The 15,257-nt window shown below is 68.2% G+C and carries 11 protein-coding genes and 2 pseudogenes; 9 read left to right on the top strand and 4 right to left on the bottom strand.

Annotation, left to right across the window (positions count from 1 at the left end; translation table 11 throughout):
• Positions 1 to 57: 57 nt before the first annotated feature.
• The 3 genes from AC07CM_RS28860 to AC07CM_RS28850 all read right to left on the bottom strand — a co-directional run bounded on the left by AC07CM_RS28860 (position 58) and on the right by AC07CM_RS28850 (position 3,212).
• The gene (locus AC07CM_RS28860) at positions 58 to 1,425 is read right to left on the bottom strand and encodes an autotransporter outer membrane beta-barrel domain-containing protein (RefSeq protein ID WP_478879366.1); all 1,368 of its coding nucleotides are present in this window, start codon (positions 1,423 to 1,425) and stop codon (positions 58 to 60) included.
• Between the two features lie 714 nt (positions 1,426 to 2,139).
• Entirely contained in the window at positions 2,140 to 2,556 is a 417-nt protein-coding gene (locus AC07CM_RS28855) for a YeeE/YedE thiosulfate transporter family protein (protein WP_478879365.1), read from the bottom strand.
• Positions 2,556 to 3,212, bottom strand: a complete 657-nt coding sequence (locus tag AC07CM_RS28850; RefSeq protein WP_478879364.1) for a YeeE/YedE family protein — start codon at positions 3,210 to 3,212, stop codon at positions 2,556 to 2,558. The genes AC07CM_RS28855 and AC07CM_RS28850 overlap by 1 nt, the downstream gene beginning before the upstream one ends.
• 1,761 nt (positions 3,213 to 4,973) lie before the next feature.
• On the opposite strand from AC07CM_RS28850, the gene AC07CM_RS28845 reads away from it, so the two are divergent.
• The 5 genes and pseudogenes from AC07CM_RS28845 (at position 4,974) to AC07CM_RS28825 (ending at position 9,260) form a co-directional block, all read left to right on the top strand.
• Complete coding sequence (locus AC07CM_RS28845; RefSeq protein WP_478879363.1) at positions 4,974 to 5,990, top strand: serine/threonine-protein kinase; 1,017 nt, start codon at positions 4,974 to 4,976, stop codon at positions 5,988 to 5,990.
• Between the two features lie 176 nt (positions 5,991 to 6,166).
• Positions 6,167 to 6,541, top strand: a pseudogene (locus tag AC07CM_RS28840) (transposase); the annotation flags it as partial.
• 117 nt (positions 6,542 to 6,658) lie between these two features.
• Positions 6,659 to 7,429, top strand: coding sequence for a calcium-binding protein (locus AC07CM_RS28835; protein ID WP_478879362.1), 771 nt, complete (start codon positions 6,659 to 6,661; stop codon positions 7,427 to 7,429).
• 616 nt (positions 7,430 to 8,045) lie between these two features.
• Positions 8,046 to 8,726, top strand: coding sequence for a DUF4328 domain-containing protein (locus tag AC07CM_RS28830; RefSeq protein WP_478879361.1), 681 nt, complete (start codon positions 8,046 to 8,048; stop codon positions 8,724 to 8,726).
• Positions 8,727 to 9,041: 315 nt separating this feature from the next.
• Positions 9,042 to 9,260 carry a hypothetical protein gene (locus tag AC07CM_RS28825; protein WP_478879360.1) on the top strand — a complete coding sequence of 73 codons (219 nt, stop codon included), beginning with the start codon at positions 9,042 to 9,044 and terminating at the stop codon, positions 9,258 to 9,260.
• Between the two features lie 564 nt (positions 9,261 to 9,824).
• On the opposite strand, the gene AC07CM_RS28820 is transcribed toward AC07CM_RS28825, so the two are convergent.
• Positions 9,825 to 11,438 carry a YibE/F family protein gene (locus tag AC07CM_RS28820; protein WP_478879359.1) on the bottom strand — a complete coding sequence of 538 codons (1,614 nt, stop codon included), beginning with the start codon at positions 11,436 to 11,438 and terminating at the stop codon, positions 9,825 to 9,827.
• Between the two features lie 127 nt (positions 11,439 to 11,565).
• Here AC07CM_RS28820 and AC07CM_RS28815 point away from each other — a divergent pair.
• The 4 genes and pseudogenes from AC07CM_RS28815 to AC07CM_RS28800 form a co-directional block, all read left to right on the top strand.
• Positions 11,566 to 11,742, top strand: a pseudogene (locus AC07CM_RS28815) (cobalamin biosynthesis protein CobW); the annotation flags it as partial.
• 132 nt (positions 11,743 to 11,874) lie between these two features.
• Positions 11,875 to 12,882 (top strand): permease, encoded by a 1,008-nt coding sequence (locus AC07CM_RS28810; protein WP_478879393.1) that lies wholly within the window; start codon positions 11,875 to 11,877, stop codon positions 12,880 to 12,882.
• On the top strand, positions 12,879 to 13,610 hold the full coding sequence (locus AC07CM_RS28805; protein WP_478879358.1) for a TIGR03943 family putative permease subunit: 732 nt from the start codon (positions 12,879 to 12,881) through the stop codon (positions 13,608 to 13,610). The genes AC07CM_RS28810 and AC07CM_RS28805 overlap by 4 nt, the downstream gene beginning before the upstream one ends.
• A 722-nt stretch (positions 13,611 to 14,332) precedes the next feature.
• On the top strand, positions 14,333 to 15,184 hold the full coding sequence (locus AC07CM_RS28800) for a YncE family protein (protein ID WP_478879357.1): 852 nt from the start codon (positions 14,333 to 14,335) through the stop codon (positions 15,182 to 15,184).
• The last annotated feature ends 73 nt before the right edge of the window (positions 15,185 to 15,257 follow it).

The following is a 15,257-nucleotide window of genomic DNA, read 5'->3' as shown; positions in this document are numbered from 1 at the left end:
GCGATGACTACCGCGCTACGACTTCGATCCGGGGCTGCTCCATGTTTCCAGGCTGACTCAGTTGGTGCAGCCGGGGACGCTGCCGGGCGGAGCGCAGTTGTTCGGGTGGTTGCGCTTGACGAGGGTGGCGTTGAGCGTGACTGTGCCGGACGCCTTGAAGATGCCGCCCCCGTCACCGGCTCTGTTGTCGGTGACGGTGCTCTTGTTCAAGGTGGTGGAGCCGATGGCGTTGAAGATGCCGCCCCCCTGCGCGGTTCCGCCGCCCGGGGCGCTGGCGGAGTTCTTGGTGATCCGTGACTGATCGGTCCTTACGGTGCCGCCGAGGAGGTTGCTGATGCCGCCGCCTCGGGCAGTGCCACCGGAGGCCGTGGCAGCGTTGTCGCGCACAGTGGTCCGATTCAGGGTGAGGTCACCGACGGGGCTGACGCTGATGGCGCCGCCCGTGACGGTGCCGTCCTTGGCGGTCGCGGTGTTGCCGGTGATCAGGGAGTCGGCCAGGGACATCGTGCCGCCGTTCGCGACTGCTCCTCCGTTGGCGGTGCCGTGCGGCGCATCAGCGGTGTTGTTGCGGAAGGTTGTGTCGGTCACGGTCACCGTGGCGGAGTTGTTCACGGCACCGCGTGCAGTACCGCCCGGGGCGCTGGAGCGGTTGTCGCTGATGGTGCTGCCCTTGATCGTCAGTTGGGCGAACACTGCGATGGCGCCAGTCGCGAAGCTTCCGGTGTCCGCTCTGACGCTCGTGGTGTTGTGGTGCACTCTGCTGCGGTTGATCGTCACCGGACCGTCGTTGGCAATCCCGCCGCCCGCCGCAACGCTCACCTCGGTGCCGGTGTACTGGACGGTGTTGCCGCTGACTTCGGTGTCGTTCAAGGTCGCCGAGGGCCCGTCACTGTCGATGCCACCGCCCTCGACGTAGACGGCGGAGCTGGCGGCGTTGTTGATCACCCGGCTGTGATTCACGGTCAGGATGCCTTGGTTGTCGATACCGCCACCGCAGACGATCCCGGGAGGGAACGGAGGCGAAGGGGCCCCAGGGCAGTCTGTGGCCACCCCGCCGCTGATGGTGGTCTTGTTGAGTGTCAGGTTGCCCGCAACACCCACGTGGAGGATGCGGAAATCCGGAGCGGACCGGGCTCGCGTGATCGTCGCGCCGTTGCCGTCGATAGTGATCCGGCTGGTGATGGTCGGCAGGCCGTTGCCGGCATTATTGGGGGTCAGCAGCCGGTAGGTGCACTTGCGCTCCAGGCGGAGAGTGTCGGCGCCCGGTGAACCGTTGGCCGCACTGATCGCCTTTACGAGGGCCTGGACCGAGCACGGCACATGCGTGCTTCCGGCGTAGGCGGGCAAAGCCGGGAACAGCATCCCAGCGATAGCCGCCAAGCCGACCACGGCCAGGAGCCCGCCCCGGCCACGATCTCCGGACACCAGAGACCGCATCCTCCGCTTGAATGTTCCGCCAGGACATCAGGGGCTCCTCTCACCGCGCCAGGACACGCCACGTCGAGCACGCTCCACCAGCGGCCCCGTGAGCCTGGGGCCGGCCACCGACAGAGCCGAGGGGACCCAGCCGAACACGCATGACGGGCGCGGCTACGAACACGCGCCGGGCCACCAGCCGCGGCTCGCTCAAACGGACCATGTCAGGGAGACATGCGGCGACGATCTACTTTCGGGGGCCCACCGGACCGGGGGAGCCTGCACCGCGCGGCCCTGGAGCTCGTACCCGCACCACAACCTTCCCCAGCTCCCATCCCGTCCGCCGTCGACCCACACACCGTGGAGCGGGCGTGGTTCATGGCGTCCAGGTGGAGCGCGCCACTGTACGAACGACCTGGACGCCATGGGCCGCGTCTGCTCGGCTCTGCCTGGGTCGACGGCGGATGGGATGGGAGCTCCCTGCGCACGCCACTACGGCCCCGCAGTCGGAAGCGGCGCCCGCACTGGCAGGAGGCGATCCGCACCGTGACGTTCGGGATGCGGGTCAGGGCGTCTCTGTTCGCTCACGACGCAGACAAGAGAGCCCAGGAAGAACCAGCCCTCATTCGCGGGCAGTTGGTTCGCGAGCGAAAGGCCGCGCTGCACGCAGCGACCGCGGTCCGCAACCGCGCCGCCCGGCTCATCGCATCCTCGACTCCCTGATCACAGGCCGCAGGAACCGCGGTCGAGATGGAAGTAGCGGGCGTTGGCCCAGCGGCACAGCCGGATACCGACGGTGACGCCCACGATGGTGACCAGGGCGGGCAGGTATCCGCCGGCGACCTGAATGATCGGGATTGCCGGGCACCCCCCGGAGATCGCCCAGCCCGTACCGAACAGCACTGCGCCGGGAATCACGCCGGCGTGGATACGCCCCGGGGTACGGCGGACCCTCAGCAGAGCGAATGCGCACGCGATGATCACGACGGCGCCGGCGAAGGAGAGGAGCATGCGCAGGTCCTGGAAGGTGAACATGCGGTTCAGCTCGGTGTAGTCGCCAAAGCCGATATTGGAGACGGTGTAGCCGAGAGCCAGTCCGGTGGTGATGTTGGCCAGCAGAATCGCACCCCGAGTACGCATCAGATCACCTTCCACAGCAGGAACGACACCGCGACGGCGGTGCCGAAGAACACGGCGGTCGCGACCAGGCTGACCGGGCGTAGACGGCCGCAGCCGTTGAGTCCGTGGCCGGAGCTGCACCCACCGGCCAGCCGAGTGCCGAAGCCGACCAGCACGCCTCCGACGAACAGCAGGACGATCATCGTGGTCGGATTCGCGGTGACCACATTCCGAAAACCCGGGCCCATGTCGAAGCGGAGGTGGAACCGCCCGGAGGTGACCGCGGCGATCAATCCGCCGAAGAAAATCGATACCAGCAGGGCAGCCTGGGTGACCAGCGGGGCCGGGCCCGGGCTCGCCACCGGGGTGTCCTCACCCGCCGTCGGTTCGACGTCCGTTTCGAGCAGCTGTGAAGTCCCGTACGGAACCGGCGGCACGGTGGGCGTGATGGGGCTGGTGCCGAAGTGCTCCGCAGTTGCTGCGGCGAGAGCGTCAGCGAGAGCACGCTCGTCGGTGAACTCCTCGTCCATCCGCTCGAGGCGGCGCTCCCTGCGCCAGTGCAACACGCGATCCCACGCGGACGACACCCCGAAAGACCGATCCGTGGTGAGGGCGTAGTTGATGGTGATCAGAGCGAGCCCGGCAGCGCCGGCCCACCAGTGCCAGTAGCCACTCATGCGGGGCCTCCCATCCATTCGGTGAATCGAGCCCACCAGCCGCGCGGTCTGGGCCCTTGCCCCGCGGTACGAGATGGACGGTCTAGAGGCTGGGCAATCTGTGGGGCCGGGGACGGTCGGTAATGCGAGACCGGTATTGTCGGAGATGTCGGCCTGAGCTGAGTCACAGTCTCCGATGCCGCAGGCACAGGTTCTGACGGCTCTGGCGGCCGAGTCGGTGTCGGCTGCGACCAGGACGCGTTCTCCGGTGGCCAGGGATTGTGTGGTGGTGGAGGGGCCTGCTGTGGTTCCTGCACCGGGTTGGGGGCGCCGGACCAGTCGGCGCCGGTGGCCGCGCCTTCAAGGTGTCGCGCGCGGGCCCCGTTGGGCAGCAGACTGATCGGTACGCGCTCGCCGGTGAGTGACACCTGGTAGCGCGCACAGCCGAGCCACTGATCCTCGCTGTCGCAGTAGTAGTCGCGCCAACCTTGCAAGCTCGCCCTGAGCAAGGGGAAGAGGGGGCATCCTGCGGCGTGCGAGCAACTCACGTTGCTCCCTTCTGACCGGCGCACACCACCCGTTCCGTGAGGGCGGTTGCCGTTCTCGGCCTCTTGCCCTCTCCGCGCCCGGGTCGACGAACTCAAAGGCGGCGCGGTGACGGCCTGTCACATCCCGGAACAGTGCCTCCATTTCTCGACCGGGCGAGATGGAACCACTGTTTCGGTGTTTCGAGCAACCTCGGGAGGATTCGCTTGGCAGCGCTGAGTGAGGTGTGCCACGCAATATTGGGGCGTACTGCGACCTCATGGACGTCCCCACCGGCGACGGAGTCAGTTGTTCGTGGAGACCGTGCACGTATGGAAGTTGTTTGTGGCGGAATCGTGAATTTGGCTGTGACGAAACTGTTGATATTACTGGTCGTTAACACGGGCGCCAATGAAGGGGAATCATGTGCCGACGAACTGTCTGCCAGTCATGCCGAAAGGCGACCTATGAGGGCTGCGGGAGACACGTGGAGCAAGTGCTCGCCGGCGTGCCAACACCTCAGCGGTGCGTGTGTGAGTCGGCGGAGCGCAATGGTGTACATACACAGGGGCCGTTGACTCGAACGGGGCCGGATCCGGTCCGACCGGGCGGGACGGTGTGGCGCACACGCGTTCCTCGACGCCGGGACGGTGCACCTGGCCGATCGAAGGATCGCTGGTGGGCCCGGCTCGTCGCTTGGATGAAAAGCCCAGCATGAGGCACGTGGATGCAAAGCGCTGTGCTCGCCGGACGGGTGACCGGGCAGGATGCCAAGCGGCCACGCCTTCCGCCAAGAGCACATGTGGCCTCCTCGCTTCCCCTCGCCTGCGGCCGTCGAGATCGCCGTCGGCGGTCGGCGCGGTCGGGCCTGCGCCTTGCAGGATGCTGTCCGCGCCTCCACGGAGGGCAGACTCCCAGGCCCGGCTCGCCCCGTAACCGGGCCTGCCCCTGCTCCGCATCACGGCGCACGGCCCGACAGATGTCCCTTGAGATATCCCTTGGATATGTGCCGTCTGTGACAGCGACGGACGCCAGTGCGCTGTATGAGGTGGACCCCAGGGTCCCGTGGTGCTCATTCGCCCCCCTTTGAGTGAGCAGTCGCGAACAGGGGGCAGGCAGCGCCCCCCTCGTCTGCCTGCCCCGTACGCGGTGCTGACGAGGGTCGGCCAGCCCAGCAGGGACCCCAATCGGCCGGCTGTCTACGGCCGAACGATCACGAACCTTGAGGGGCGGGTCTGAGGGGGTACGAGCGCTGTGATGATCGGGGTGGGTGTGCAGGGGCTGCTGGCGGACCGCTATCAGTTGGAGGAAAGGCTGGGGCGCGGTGCCATGGGGAAGCTGTGTCGGGCCGCCGACCAGTTCCTCGGGCGTTTCGTGGCGGTCAAGTTCCTGCATGCCGAGCAGGCTGCGGACGCCGAGCGCTTTCGCCTGGAGGCGCAGACGGCGGGTCGGCTCAACCACCCCAACGTCGTGGGCATGTATGACTTCGGCTCGCACCAGGATCAGCTCTACCTGGCCATGGAACTCGTCGACGGCTGGAGTCTCGCCCAGGACCGATCCTTGCGTGGTGTCCTGAACCCGCAGGACGCGGCAGCCATCGCCGCCCAGGCGGCCGCGGGTCTGGCCGCGGCGCATCAGCGGGGGGTGATCCACCGGGACGTCAAGCCCGCCAACGTGATGTTGACCGGCGACCGCACGGCGAAGATCGCCGACTTCGGGATTGCGCCCTTCGCCGACGAAGCGGCCAGTGCTCTGACCGCCACCGGAAAGACTCTCGGCACTGCCGACTACCTCGCCCCCGAACGCGCCCTCGGGCGCCCCGCCCAGCCTGCGTCCGACGTCTACTCGCTCGGCTGCGTGCTGTACGAACTGCTCGCAGGCCGGCCCCCGTTTCGCGGTGCCACCTCGTTGGCCGTGGTGCAGCAACACGTCGACGCCATCCCAGACCCACTCAGTCGTCTGCGCCCCGGTATACCGCAGCAGCTTTCCGACTACGTGCTGCTCCTGCTTGCCAAGGACCCGGCTCACCGGCCGACAGCCGAGCAGGCGGCCGACTGGCTCGCCAGGTACCACCAGACGCCGCCCCGAACCGAGTCGGGCAGCACCACGACCATGCCCGCACCGCTCACGGATCCTGCTCCCGGCCCGCAGCTCCATCAATCCCGTAGTGCGGCGCACTCCCCTCCGCGCGGCCGCCGCAAACAGCTCACCCAAGCCACTGTCTGCGGCATCGGCCTGACCCTCTTCGCTGCCGCAGCAGCATTGGAGGTGTAACTCAGCCGCGTGTCAGGCTGCTTGGCCAGGATGTCGAGTGCGCGGGCGACCGTCTGGACAGAGCCCAGCGGCTCGATCATCAGCTTGCGGAAGTCCTCGACGGTCCATTGGACGACTGGGAGCTTGCCGTCGTCCGGTGAGTCCGTCTTCGAGCCCGTGCCCACCAGCGGCCCTGGCGGCAGCTGGGCCGGCTGTTGGGCGTCTCCTCCTCCACGGTGTGCCGTGTCATCCAGCGGCTGGGACCGCTGCTCGCACTCGAGCCCGTCTCCCGCTCGGCCGATGCCCCGGAGCGGACGTGGATCGTGGACGGCACGCTCGTCCCGGTCCGCGACCGGGGTGTGGCTGCCTCCGGCCGCAACTACCGGTTCTCGGCGAATGTGCAGGTCATCGTGGACGCGGACACGCGGCTGGTGATTGCGGCAGCCCGTCCGGTGCCGGGGACCACGGCGGACGCGCACGCCTGGCGGTCATCCGGGCTCAGCGAGCACTGTCGGGGCGTGACCGTGCCCGGTGACGGCGCTCTTCTCAACTGCGGGATGGCCGTGCCGCACTCGTGGGACACGCCTACAACAACTTGAGGTGTACGTACAACCAACCCCCCATGCGGATGGTCTTCTGCACGCCCGGACTCCAAGAGCGGAGATCCGGCTCACCGTTCCTGGAGAACCATGCACATCCGTACGGCCGCGGCCGCCACCGTCGGCAGCCTGGCGCTGCTCGCCCTCCTCGCGCCCGGCGCGCAGGCGGACGACCACAAGGGCGACACCGTCTTCACCTCGGTGACCTTCAGCAAGACCACCGTCAACGTCGGCATCAGCGAGCCCCAGAAGCTGACCGTCACAGCCACCGCCAAGGACAATTCCGGCATCAGGATGATGGCCGGCCTCAAGCTGGTGAGCTCCGACAGCCGCATCCAGTACGCGACGAAGTCGGCCACGTGCACGCGCCCCACGTCGACGACCATGAAGTGCACCTGGTCGTACAGCCTGGAGCCCGACCGCACCGACTACGCCGACCTCCACAACAGCTCCGCCGGCACCTGGCACCTCGACATGGAGGCCGCTGCCTACGACGGCGACTTCTACACGCTCGACAGCAGCGCCACGATGAAGATCAAGCGCTACGCCAAGCTGACGACGACCCAGGCGACGCCCGAACCGGTCGCCAAGGGCAAAACGCTGACGGTGACCGGCGCCCTGACCCGAGCCGACTGGAACACCAACACCTACACCGGCTTCGCCGCCCAGAAGGTCGCCCTGCAGTTCAAGAAGTCCGGCGCCTCGACGTACACCACCGTCAAGACGGTTACCACCGACAGCGCGGGCAAGCTGAAGACGACGACCACGGCGAACGCCTCCGGCACCTGGCGCTGGCACTTCGCGGGAACGGGCACGACCAGCTCGGCGACGGCGGCGGGGGACGGGGTCGCACTGAAGTAGGGCTCTTCCAGTCAGGTCTCCGCCGCATGGGCGGCAAGCGAGCACCCCCGCACGGCCCAGAGATGGCCCGAGGGCGGGTGTCGTGCGTTGCACCTCGATGCGAACTATGGGCGCGATGGTCGCTGAGGGCCGCGGGGCACGTCAGACGGTCGCTCGGGGCCGGTGGTGGTCGGGGCTGGTTGCGGTGGTTGCTGTACTTCCCTGCTGTACAGCAACCACGCTGACCACCGCTTTAGGAGCGAGGTCGGGTGGCCTCGGGCGCGGGCCTGCGGATTCCAGACTTGGGCAGAAACCGTGGGGACCCCCCTGCCACACCTCGGTTCCCCGTGAGTCCCCGTCCGTTCTGGCACGCGAGTTGCGCGGGCATGGCCTCGTCCTTGTCAGGTCGATGACGAGGACTCGACTGCCTTCGTCTTCTCTTGGTGGTCGCAGGATGGGCGGTCGTGCGGGTCCGGCGTTGACCGCCGAAGTTCGCGCTTGTTGGTGTCAGCCGCTGGTGTCAGCTCCCTGTGGCGGTCTTGACCTGCCAAGGCGCTGTGCCAGCGGCTTCCCCGGGGGTTAGGATCCGCTGCCGACCTGCGGGAAGTCCGAATGGGCGGCTTCCAGGAGGTGTGAAGTGGCTGGAGCAGTCAGGCTGCCGCGCGGGCAGGCTCGGTTCGCCTGCGGCGCGCTCACCGCCTTCGCGCTGGCGACTGCCGCGGCCGGGCTGGCGGCTTGGTACAAGTACCAACTGCTGGCGGGACCGCTGACGCCGGGGCCGTACGTCGACAACCCGCTGGTCGAGGTCGACACGTATTTCAGAAACCTGACGGGCTGGCGGTCGGGGCTGCTCCTCGTTGCCCTGCTGCAGTTCAGCATCTGGCTCGCCAACATGCGCGACGTCGCGGAGGTGCTCTGGCGTCAGGGACAACGTCGGCGTCGGGCGTGGCTGTTCTTTGGCTGGGTGATACCGGTTGCTCAGCTCTTCGTGCCCAAGATGTTCGTCAACGATCTGTGGGCCGCCAGCCGGCCGGAACCGCAGCGTCGACGCGGACATCCTCTGCTGACGGCGTGGTGGCTGTCTGTCCTGGCCGCTGGGAATGCGAATGCGTTCAGCGATGCATCCAAGGATTTGAAGAAGGCCGTCACCACGACCCAGGCTCGTCACGCCCTACGGCAGATCATGTTCAGTGACGGCTTGGACATCTGCGCCGCTGCGCTGTCGACCGTCGTCGTCTGGCAGCTCATCCACAGGCTGGAACGCGCCGCTGCGACAGCACCCGCCGAGGTCTGGGCGACGGGCCAGACGACATCATGAGGTCCCAGCGCATGCATGCCCACGCGGGCAGTGGAGTCTCATTGGGCGAGTCAAACTCGTGAGGGGTCTTGAAAACCATCGTGGCGCGAGTCACCGTGGGTTCAAATCCCACACCCACCGCCAGGTGAGCGGCCCCTGACCAGGTAAATCGGTCAGGAGCCGTCGTGTTGGGCCCTGCCCATGAGTGGCCGCTGTTTCCCGCGGCTCCCCGTTGGATCGGGCACGACCGGGGCACGGCTTCCCATTGCGAGACCGCCCCCCGACGTGAAAGCAGCGGATCTTGTGCACCGTCCGAGTGTTCGATACAACGGCCCTGTGAAGAGCGATTCCCCGAAGGCACGGTGGACCAAGGACGAGGCCGGAGCATTCTTTGCCGCCACAACCGCCTTCCTCTTCGTTTCCGAGCCGGTTCAAGATGCCGCGGATCAGCTGGACCACGTGGAGTACCCCCACGTCGCCGCCGCTCTCGTCAGCTTGGCGGTTGCAGTCCTCGCGTACTGGCTCGGGCTGCGCGCAATGAGGAAGCGTCCGTGACGGTTGCCCGCGTCGGTTGAGCGGTGCTGGACGTGCCAAGCCCGTGAAGGTGACCGCGAACATGCGAGGTCGACGTAGCGACTTTGGCCGGGAGCTGCTTTGGCGCGAGTGATCATGGCCCCGTAAGCTTCCGGCGCGTCGGGCAGTCTGTTGACCTGCCCGCCAAAGCACGACGTTGGAGCCATGATCTTCGAGGCTCGCGCCAAAGTGGCTCGCTGACTGGCTGTTCTCTATCCACTCGCGTGGCCGGTGGCGCTCGAACACGCTGTTGTCGACGAGGTAGCGCACCGCGTCGATCACCTGCCGGTGGCAGTAGCCCTCCGGACACGCCGCGGCCTGCCGGCCATCCCGGTACCGGCAGCAGATCCCGCACCGGCATCGCTCATGTCCGAGCCATACCCGGGCCGGCGATCTGCTCGGTCGGCTGCGTTACCGGACTTGTGGGCGAGGCGGTCACACCCACCAGTGGACGAACTGGACCCGGCAAACCGCGCCTGCCCGGGTTCGGGAAGTCGTTCCTCGCACTCCCCAGTGGCGGTTTTCCGCGTGAGCGCCGACGGGTGCTCAGCGCTTGCGGCGTCGCCCCCGACTGCTCCGTGCCGGAGCCGGAGCCGGAGCCGGAGCCGGAGCGGAGTCGACCGTCGCCGGTGCCGGCGCCCCCTGCGGGCGGTCGGCCGAGACGACCAGAGCGGCGAGGAGCGTGGTGACCGGCACCGAGGCCACCAGGCCGATCGAGCCGACCAGCGTGCGCACGATCTCCTCGGCGACGAGCTCACTGTTGGCGACCGTGCTCACGCCGCTCTGCGCTATGGAAAAGAGGAGTAGCAGCGGCAGGGCGGCGCCCGCGTAGGCGAGGACGAGGGTGTTGACCACGGAGGCGATGTGGTCGCGGCCGATGCGAATGCCCGCGCGGTACAGCCCGCGCCTGCCCATCGTCGGGTTGGCCTCGTGCAGCTCCCAGACGGCCGATGTCTGGGTCACTGTGACGTCGTCGAGCACGCCCAGGGAGCCGATGATGACGCCGGCGAGCAGCAGACCGCTCATGTCGATCTTCGGATACAGGCCGTGGATCAGGCCGGTGCTGTCATCCGTGTTGCCGGTCAGGGCGGCCCAGCCGATGAACTGCGAGCCGAGGATGCCGATCAGCCCCAACGAGACCAGCGTGCCGAGCACGGCCACCGAGGTGCGGGCCGACAGGCCGTGGCACATGTACAGGGCGATCAGCATGATGGCACTCGACCCGATCACCGCCACGAGCAGCGGGTTCGAGCCCTGCAGGATCGCGGGCAGGATGAAGAAGTTGAGCACCCCGAAGCTGATGGCGAGCGCGACCAGTGCCATCACGCCGCGCAGCCGCCCGACGACCACGACGGCGAGCGCGAAAATGCCGGCGAGCAGCGCCATGGGGAAGCGCCGGTTCACGTCGGCCACCGAGTACTGCAGGTCCTTGGGGGCGGAGGGCTCGTAGGCGACCACCACCTTCTCGCCCTGGTGCAGCTGCCGGGTCTGGTCGGGCTGAACGATCTCAGTGAACGTACGGCTCTTGTCCTTGCCGGTGTCGATCCGGATCGTGGCCTTGTGGCAGGTGCCGTTGGCCTCCTGCTGTGCGGAGGTGCCCTCGGCGGTGGAGGTGTCGCCGGTCGGGGTCTCGCCGGAGGCGTTCACCGACTTGCAGCTCACTTCGAGGACTCTGGTGACGGTGGCCTGCTGGGTCTGCTGGTCGAAGCCGACGCCGGAGCGCTTGTGCGGCGGCGCGCTGCCCGGCCACAGCACCACGAGTCCCACCACGACGGCGGCGGTGAAGGGGATCAGGATCGCCGCGATGACCTTCCGCAGGTGCCGGGAGACCGGCGCGGCCGGCCCGTGACTGTGACTGTGGCTGTGACTGTGTCCCTGACCGCCGACACCCGCTCCAGGGCCGTGGTCGGGGTGATGTCCGGTGTCAGTCGCTGTGGTGCGTCCACTGCCCGTCGCAGGGGTGTGGTCATGGCGTGCGGCCGCAGAGGAGGGGACATGGCCCGCGCCGGCATGGTGTCCGTAGTCGGGATGAGGTGCCGACCCGGGAGCGCCCCCGTACCCGTAGCCGTGTGCGTACTCGCTCGCGTGTCCGTCCCTGGCCGCGGGCGGATTGCCGGCGCCGTCCCAGTCCCCGGCGTTCCGCCGGTCAGCCGCTCCCATGCCGTCTCCCTCGCGATTGTCCGTGCCCCCTCCCGAGCCGGGCCTGCGCGGCGGCTCCGGGGAAGAGTACGGGAACGGCCGTGTCGTGGTCTCAGCCACGATCGCCGCGAGAACATCGGGAGCCTTCGGGGTCGCCTCCGCAGTCGATCCGGCACTCGTCCTGCCCTACCTGTCCAACGGCGACGACCTGGCCGACGTCGGCCTCGCCGCTGCTCCGACCGACCGGCGCACCGTCGCCGACGCCTTCGCCCGTCAGCTGGAGTACCCCACGCTGATCGCCCTCGTCGAGAACGGCTCCGGCGGGGAGCTGATTATCGGTAATTGTCAGCTTCGTAGCGGCGTGTGCCTACCGCTGCCATCGGGCCCCTGATCTATCGTCAGTCAGAAACCGACATCCGGAGTGATAATGCAAAAATCGGATGAATTGGTTGACGTGATGGATGGGGTGGCGGCCGTCTCTGCCGGACCGCCGGTGCGTCGCGTCCTGCCGTGGCGGATCGGCTCGGCACTCGCGACCGCCGCGGGTTCGGTCGCCGTGCTCCTCCTCGCGGGTACGCAGTGGTTGAGTCAGCCGGCCGTTCAAGCATGGCGCACCGTCTGCCTGGCCATCACCGTCCAGGCGCTTCCCTTTCTCCTGCTTGGCACCGTCCTGTCCGGCGCCATCAACGCCTTCGTGCCGACCGAGCTGTTCACGAGGGTGCTGCCGAAGCGGGCTGCCTTCGCCGTGCCGGTGGCCGGCGCGGCGGGCGCGGTGCTGCCGGGCTGCGAGTGTGCCTCCGTCCCCGTCGCGAACAGCCTGATCCGCCGGGGTGTCACTCCGGCCGCCGCTTTCGCCTTCCTGCTTTCCGCGCCCGCGATCAATCCCGTCGTGCTGACCGCCACCGCCGTCGCCTTCCCGGGCAACCCCGCGATGGTCGCCGCCCGGCTGCTCGCCTCGCTCGCCACGGCCGCCGTCATGGGCTGGTTGTGGCTCTGGCTGGGCAAAGAGACGTGGCTGCGACCTGTCCTGCTGCATGGGCCGACGGGACACCAGGGCGGTCACAGCCGCTGGACGGAGTTCCGGCTCGGCTTCCAGCACGACTTCCTGCACGCCGGTGGGTTTCTCGTCCTTGGCGCGATGGCCGCCGCCACCTTCAATGTCACGATGCCGCGCTCGGTCCTCGACACCTTCTCCGGCTCGCCCTGGCTGTCGGTGCTCTTCCTGGCGGCACTCGCCGTACTGCTGGCGGTCTGTTCGGAGGCCGACGCGTTCGTCGCGGCCTCGCTCACCGGCTTCTCGCCGACCGCCCGGCTCGCGTTCATGGTGCTCGGCCCGATGGTCGACCTGAAACTCATCGCCCTGCAAGCGGGCACCTTCGGACGTGCCTTCGCCTGGCGCTTCTCCGCCGCGACCGTCGTCGTCGCGGTCGCCACGAGCGTTCTGATGGGAGGCGCACTGCTGTGAAACGCCCCGCACAGGTGCTCCTCCTGGCCCTGACCGGCATCGGTCTGCTGCACGTCGCCCTCTTCACCGACCTCTATCTGCGGTACGTGAAAGAGGGGTTGCGCCCTGCGCTGATTGTGTCCGGAGCCCTGCTGGTGCTGCTCGGCCTGGCCGGCGCGGCCTGGGACCGGCAGCGGCCTGAGCACGACGGCCACGCGCACGGCCATGACCACTCCCGCGCGCCGCGCACTGCCTGGCTGCTGTTCCTCCCGGCTGTCAGCCTGCTCTTCTACGCTCCGCCCGCTCTGGGCGCGTACACCGCGGCACGCTCCAACGACAAAGTGGTCACAGCACAGAAGAAGGGATTCGACCCGCTGCCCGCGACCTCGCCTCTGCCATTGACGCTGACGGGCTTCACCACCCGCGTCCAGCAGGACCGCAGCCTGGCCATCAGGAACCGCACCGTTGAGCTGACCGGCTTCGTCACCCCGGCGGGCCAGGACGGCGGCTGGTACCTCACGCGGATCATCTTCACCTGCTGCGCCGCGGACTCACAGTCCGTCAAAGTGCGCATGTACGGGACCGACGCGCCACCGGCCAACACATGGCTGGCCGTGACCGGCACCTGGCATCCCAAGGGCACACTCGGCACGAGGACCGCGGCGGCCGCCCTCGACGTCCGTGGGACCAAGCCCATCGCACAGCCGGTCAACGCCTACACCGACGATCTGCCTCTCACCCCGTCCTGACCCGCGTCACCAGGCTGACGTGATCCCGGCGACGACCGGCCCGAGCGCAGCACAGATGCCGAGCAGGCGCAGGACGCTCCACCGGAGCCTGAAGATCACGAACAGGGCCCCTGCCGTGATCGCCGGTGCGGTGGGGCGCACCGTGGCCGCATCAGGGAGGGGGAGGTGCAGCGGGCCCCACGAGGCGTCGTCGACCGTCGCGAACAGGATGTGGAGCGCGAAGCACTGGGCGAGGTTGGCGATGACGGAGCGGTTGCCGCGGAGCCGCTCGATGCAGGGAGCTGCCTCGGGCGCAAGTGATCACGGCCCCGTAAGGGATCCGGCATCCGCTCGCGGGGACGGTCCTCCCGGACCGGCCCTTTGCTGTGAGCACGTCCGTGCCGCACCCGTGCCCCCGAGTAGAGACCTGGACGGGCAAGGCCACGGTCAGAACGATGCCTCCGGCGGGGGATCGGCCCGCACCTGGGTGGCGAGGGCGCCGTTCCCGACCGCGGGTCCGTTGTGGCGTGCGCGGGGTGCTCCCATCCCGTACGCCATCGACCCGGGCACTGCACCTGGACCTCATACGGCCGCGTCCGGGCGCGCCTCGCTGACTTCTCGCCAAAGCGCGCCATATATGTCATTTGTTTTGATTCCCCCAGTTCACGGTTCTTCTGATCCCCAGAGCTCCCCGTTCGCTGTTGGGGTCGCAGGGCCGTGGCGCCGGCTGCAAGGAGAAAGCGATGCATCTAGCCGACCCGACCGACCCGGCAGGTACATCTGCACGTCGCGGTCCGAGGCTGAAAGGGAGCGGGCCCCGGGCGTGGCTGCGGGCGGGCGTCGCGGGACTGGCCGTGCTGGCGGGACTGGCCCTGCCGGCCGTCTCCTCATCCCCTGCCTGGGCCGACCCATCCCCGACCGCGTACGTCGCCGACAACGGCTCGAGCGATGTTTCGGTGATCGACACCACCACCAACACCGTCGAAGGCACCATCCCCGTCGGCACCATGCCGGTCGGTGTCGCGATCACCCCGAACGGCCGGCGCGCCTACGTCGCCAACGACGGCTCGGACAATGTGTCGGTGATCGACACCACCACCAACACCGTCGTAGACACCATCCCCGTCGGCACCGCCCCGGGCGGTGTCGCGATCACCCCGAACGGCCGGCGCGCCTACGTCACCAACTTCATCTCGAACGATGTGTCGGTGATCGACATCTCCACCAACACCGTCGTAGGCAGCACCATCCCCGTCGGCACCCACCCGTTCAGTGTCGCGATCACCCCGAACGGCCGACGCGTCTACGTCGCCAACGACGCCTCGAACGATGTGTCGGTGATCGACACCACCACCAACACCGTCGTAGACACCATCCCCGTCGGCACCCGCCCGCTCGGTGTCGCGATCACCCCGAACGGCCGACGCGCCTACGTCACCAACTTCACCTCGAACGATGTGTCGGTGATCGACACCACCACCAACACCGTCGTAGACACCATCCCCGTCAGCACCAACCCGGCCGGTATCGCAATCACCCCGGGGAAGGGCAAGCTCCACAAGCCCGAGAAACCGAAGAAGCCCGGCAACCACTGATGACAGCAAAGAAGGCCCTGCTCGGGGGTTACGGGGGCGTACACCAGCGTCTTGGTCCGGCTGTCGCACCAGC

The organism is Streptomyces sp. NPDC044061 (assembly GCF_056434305.1).
Note: the sequence above shows the minus strand (reverse complement) of the source record. Positions and strands in the feature narration are given on the sequence as shown.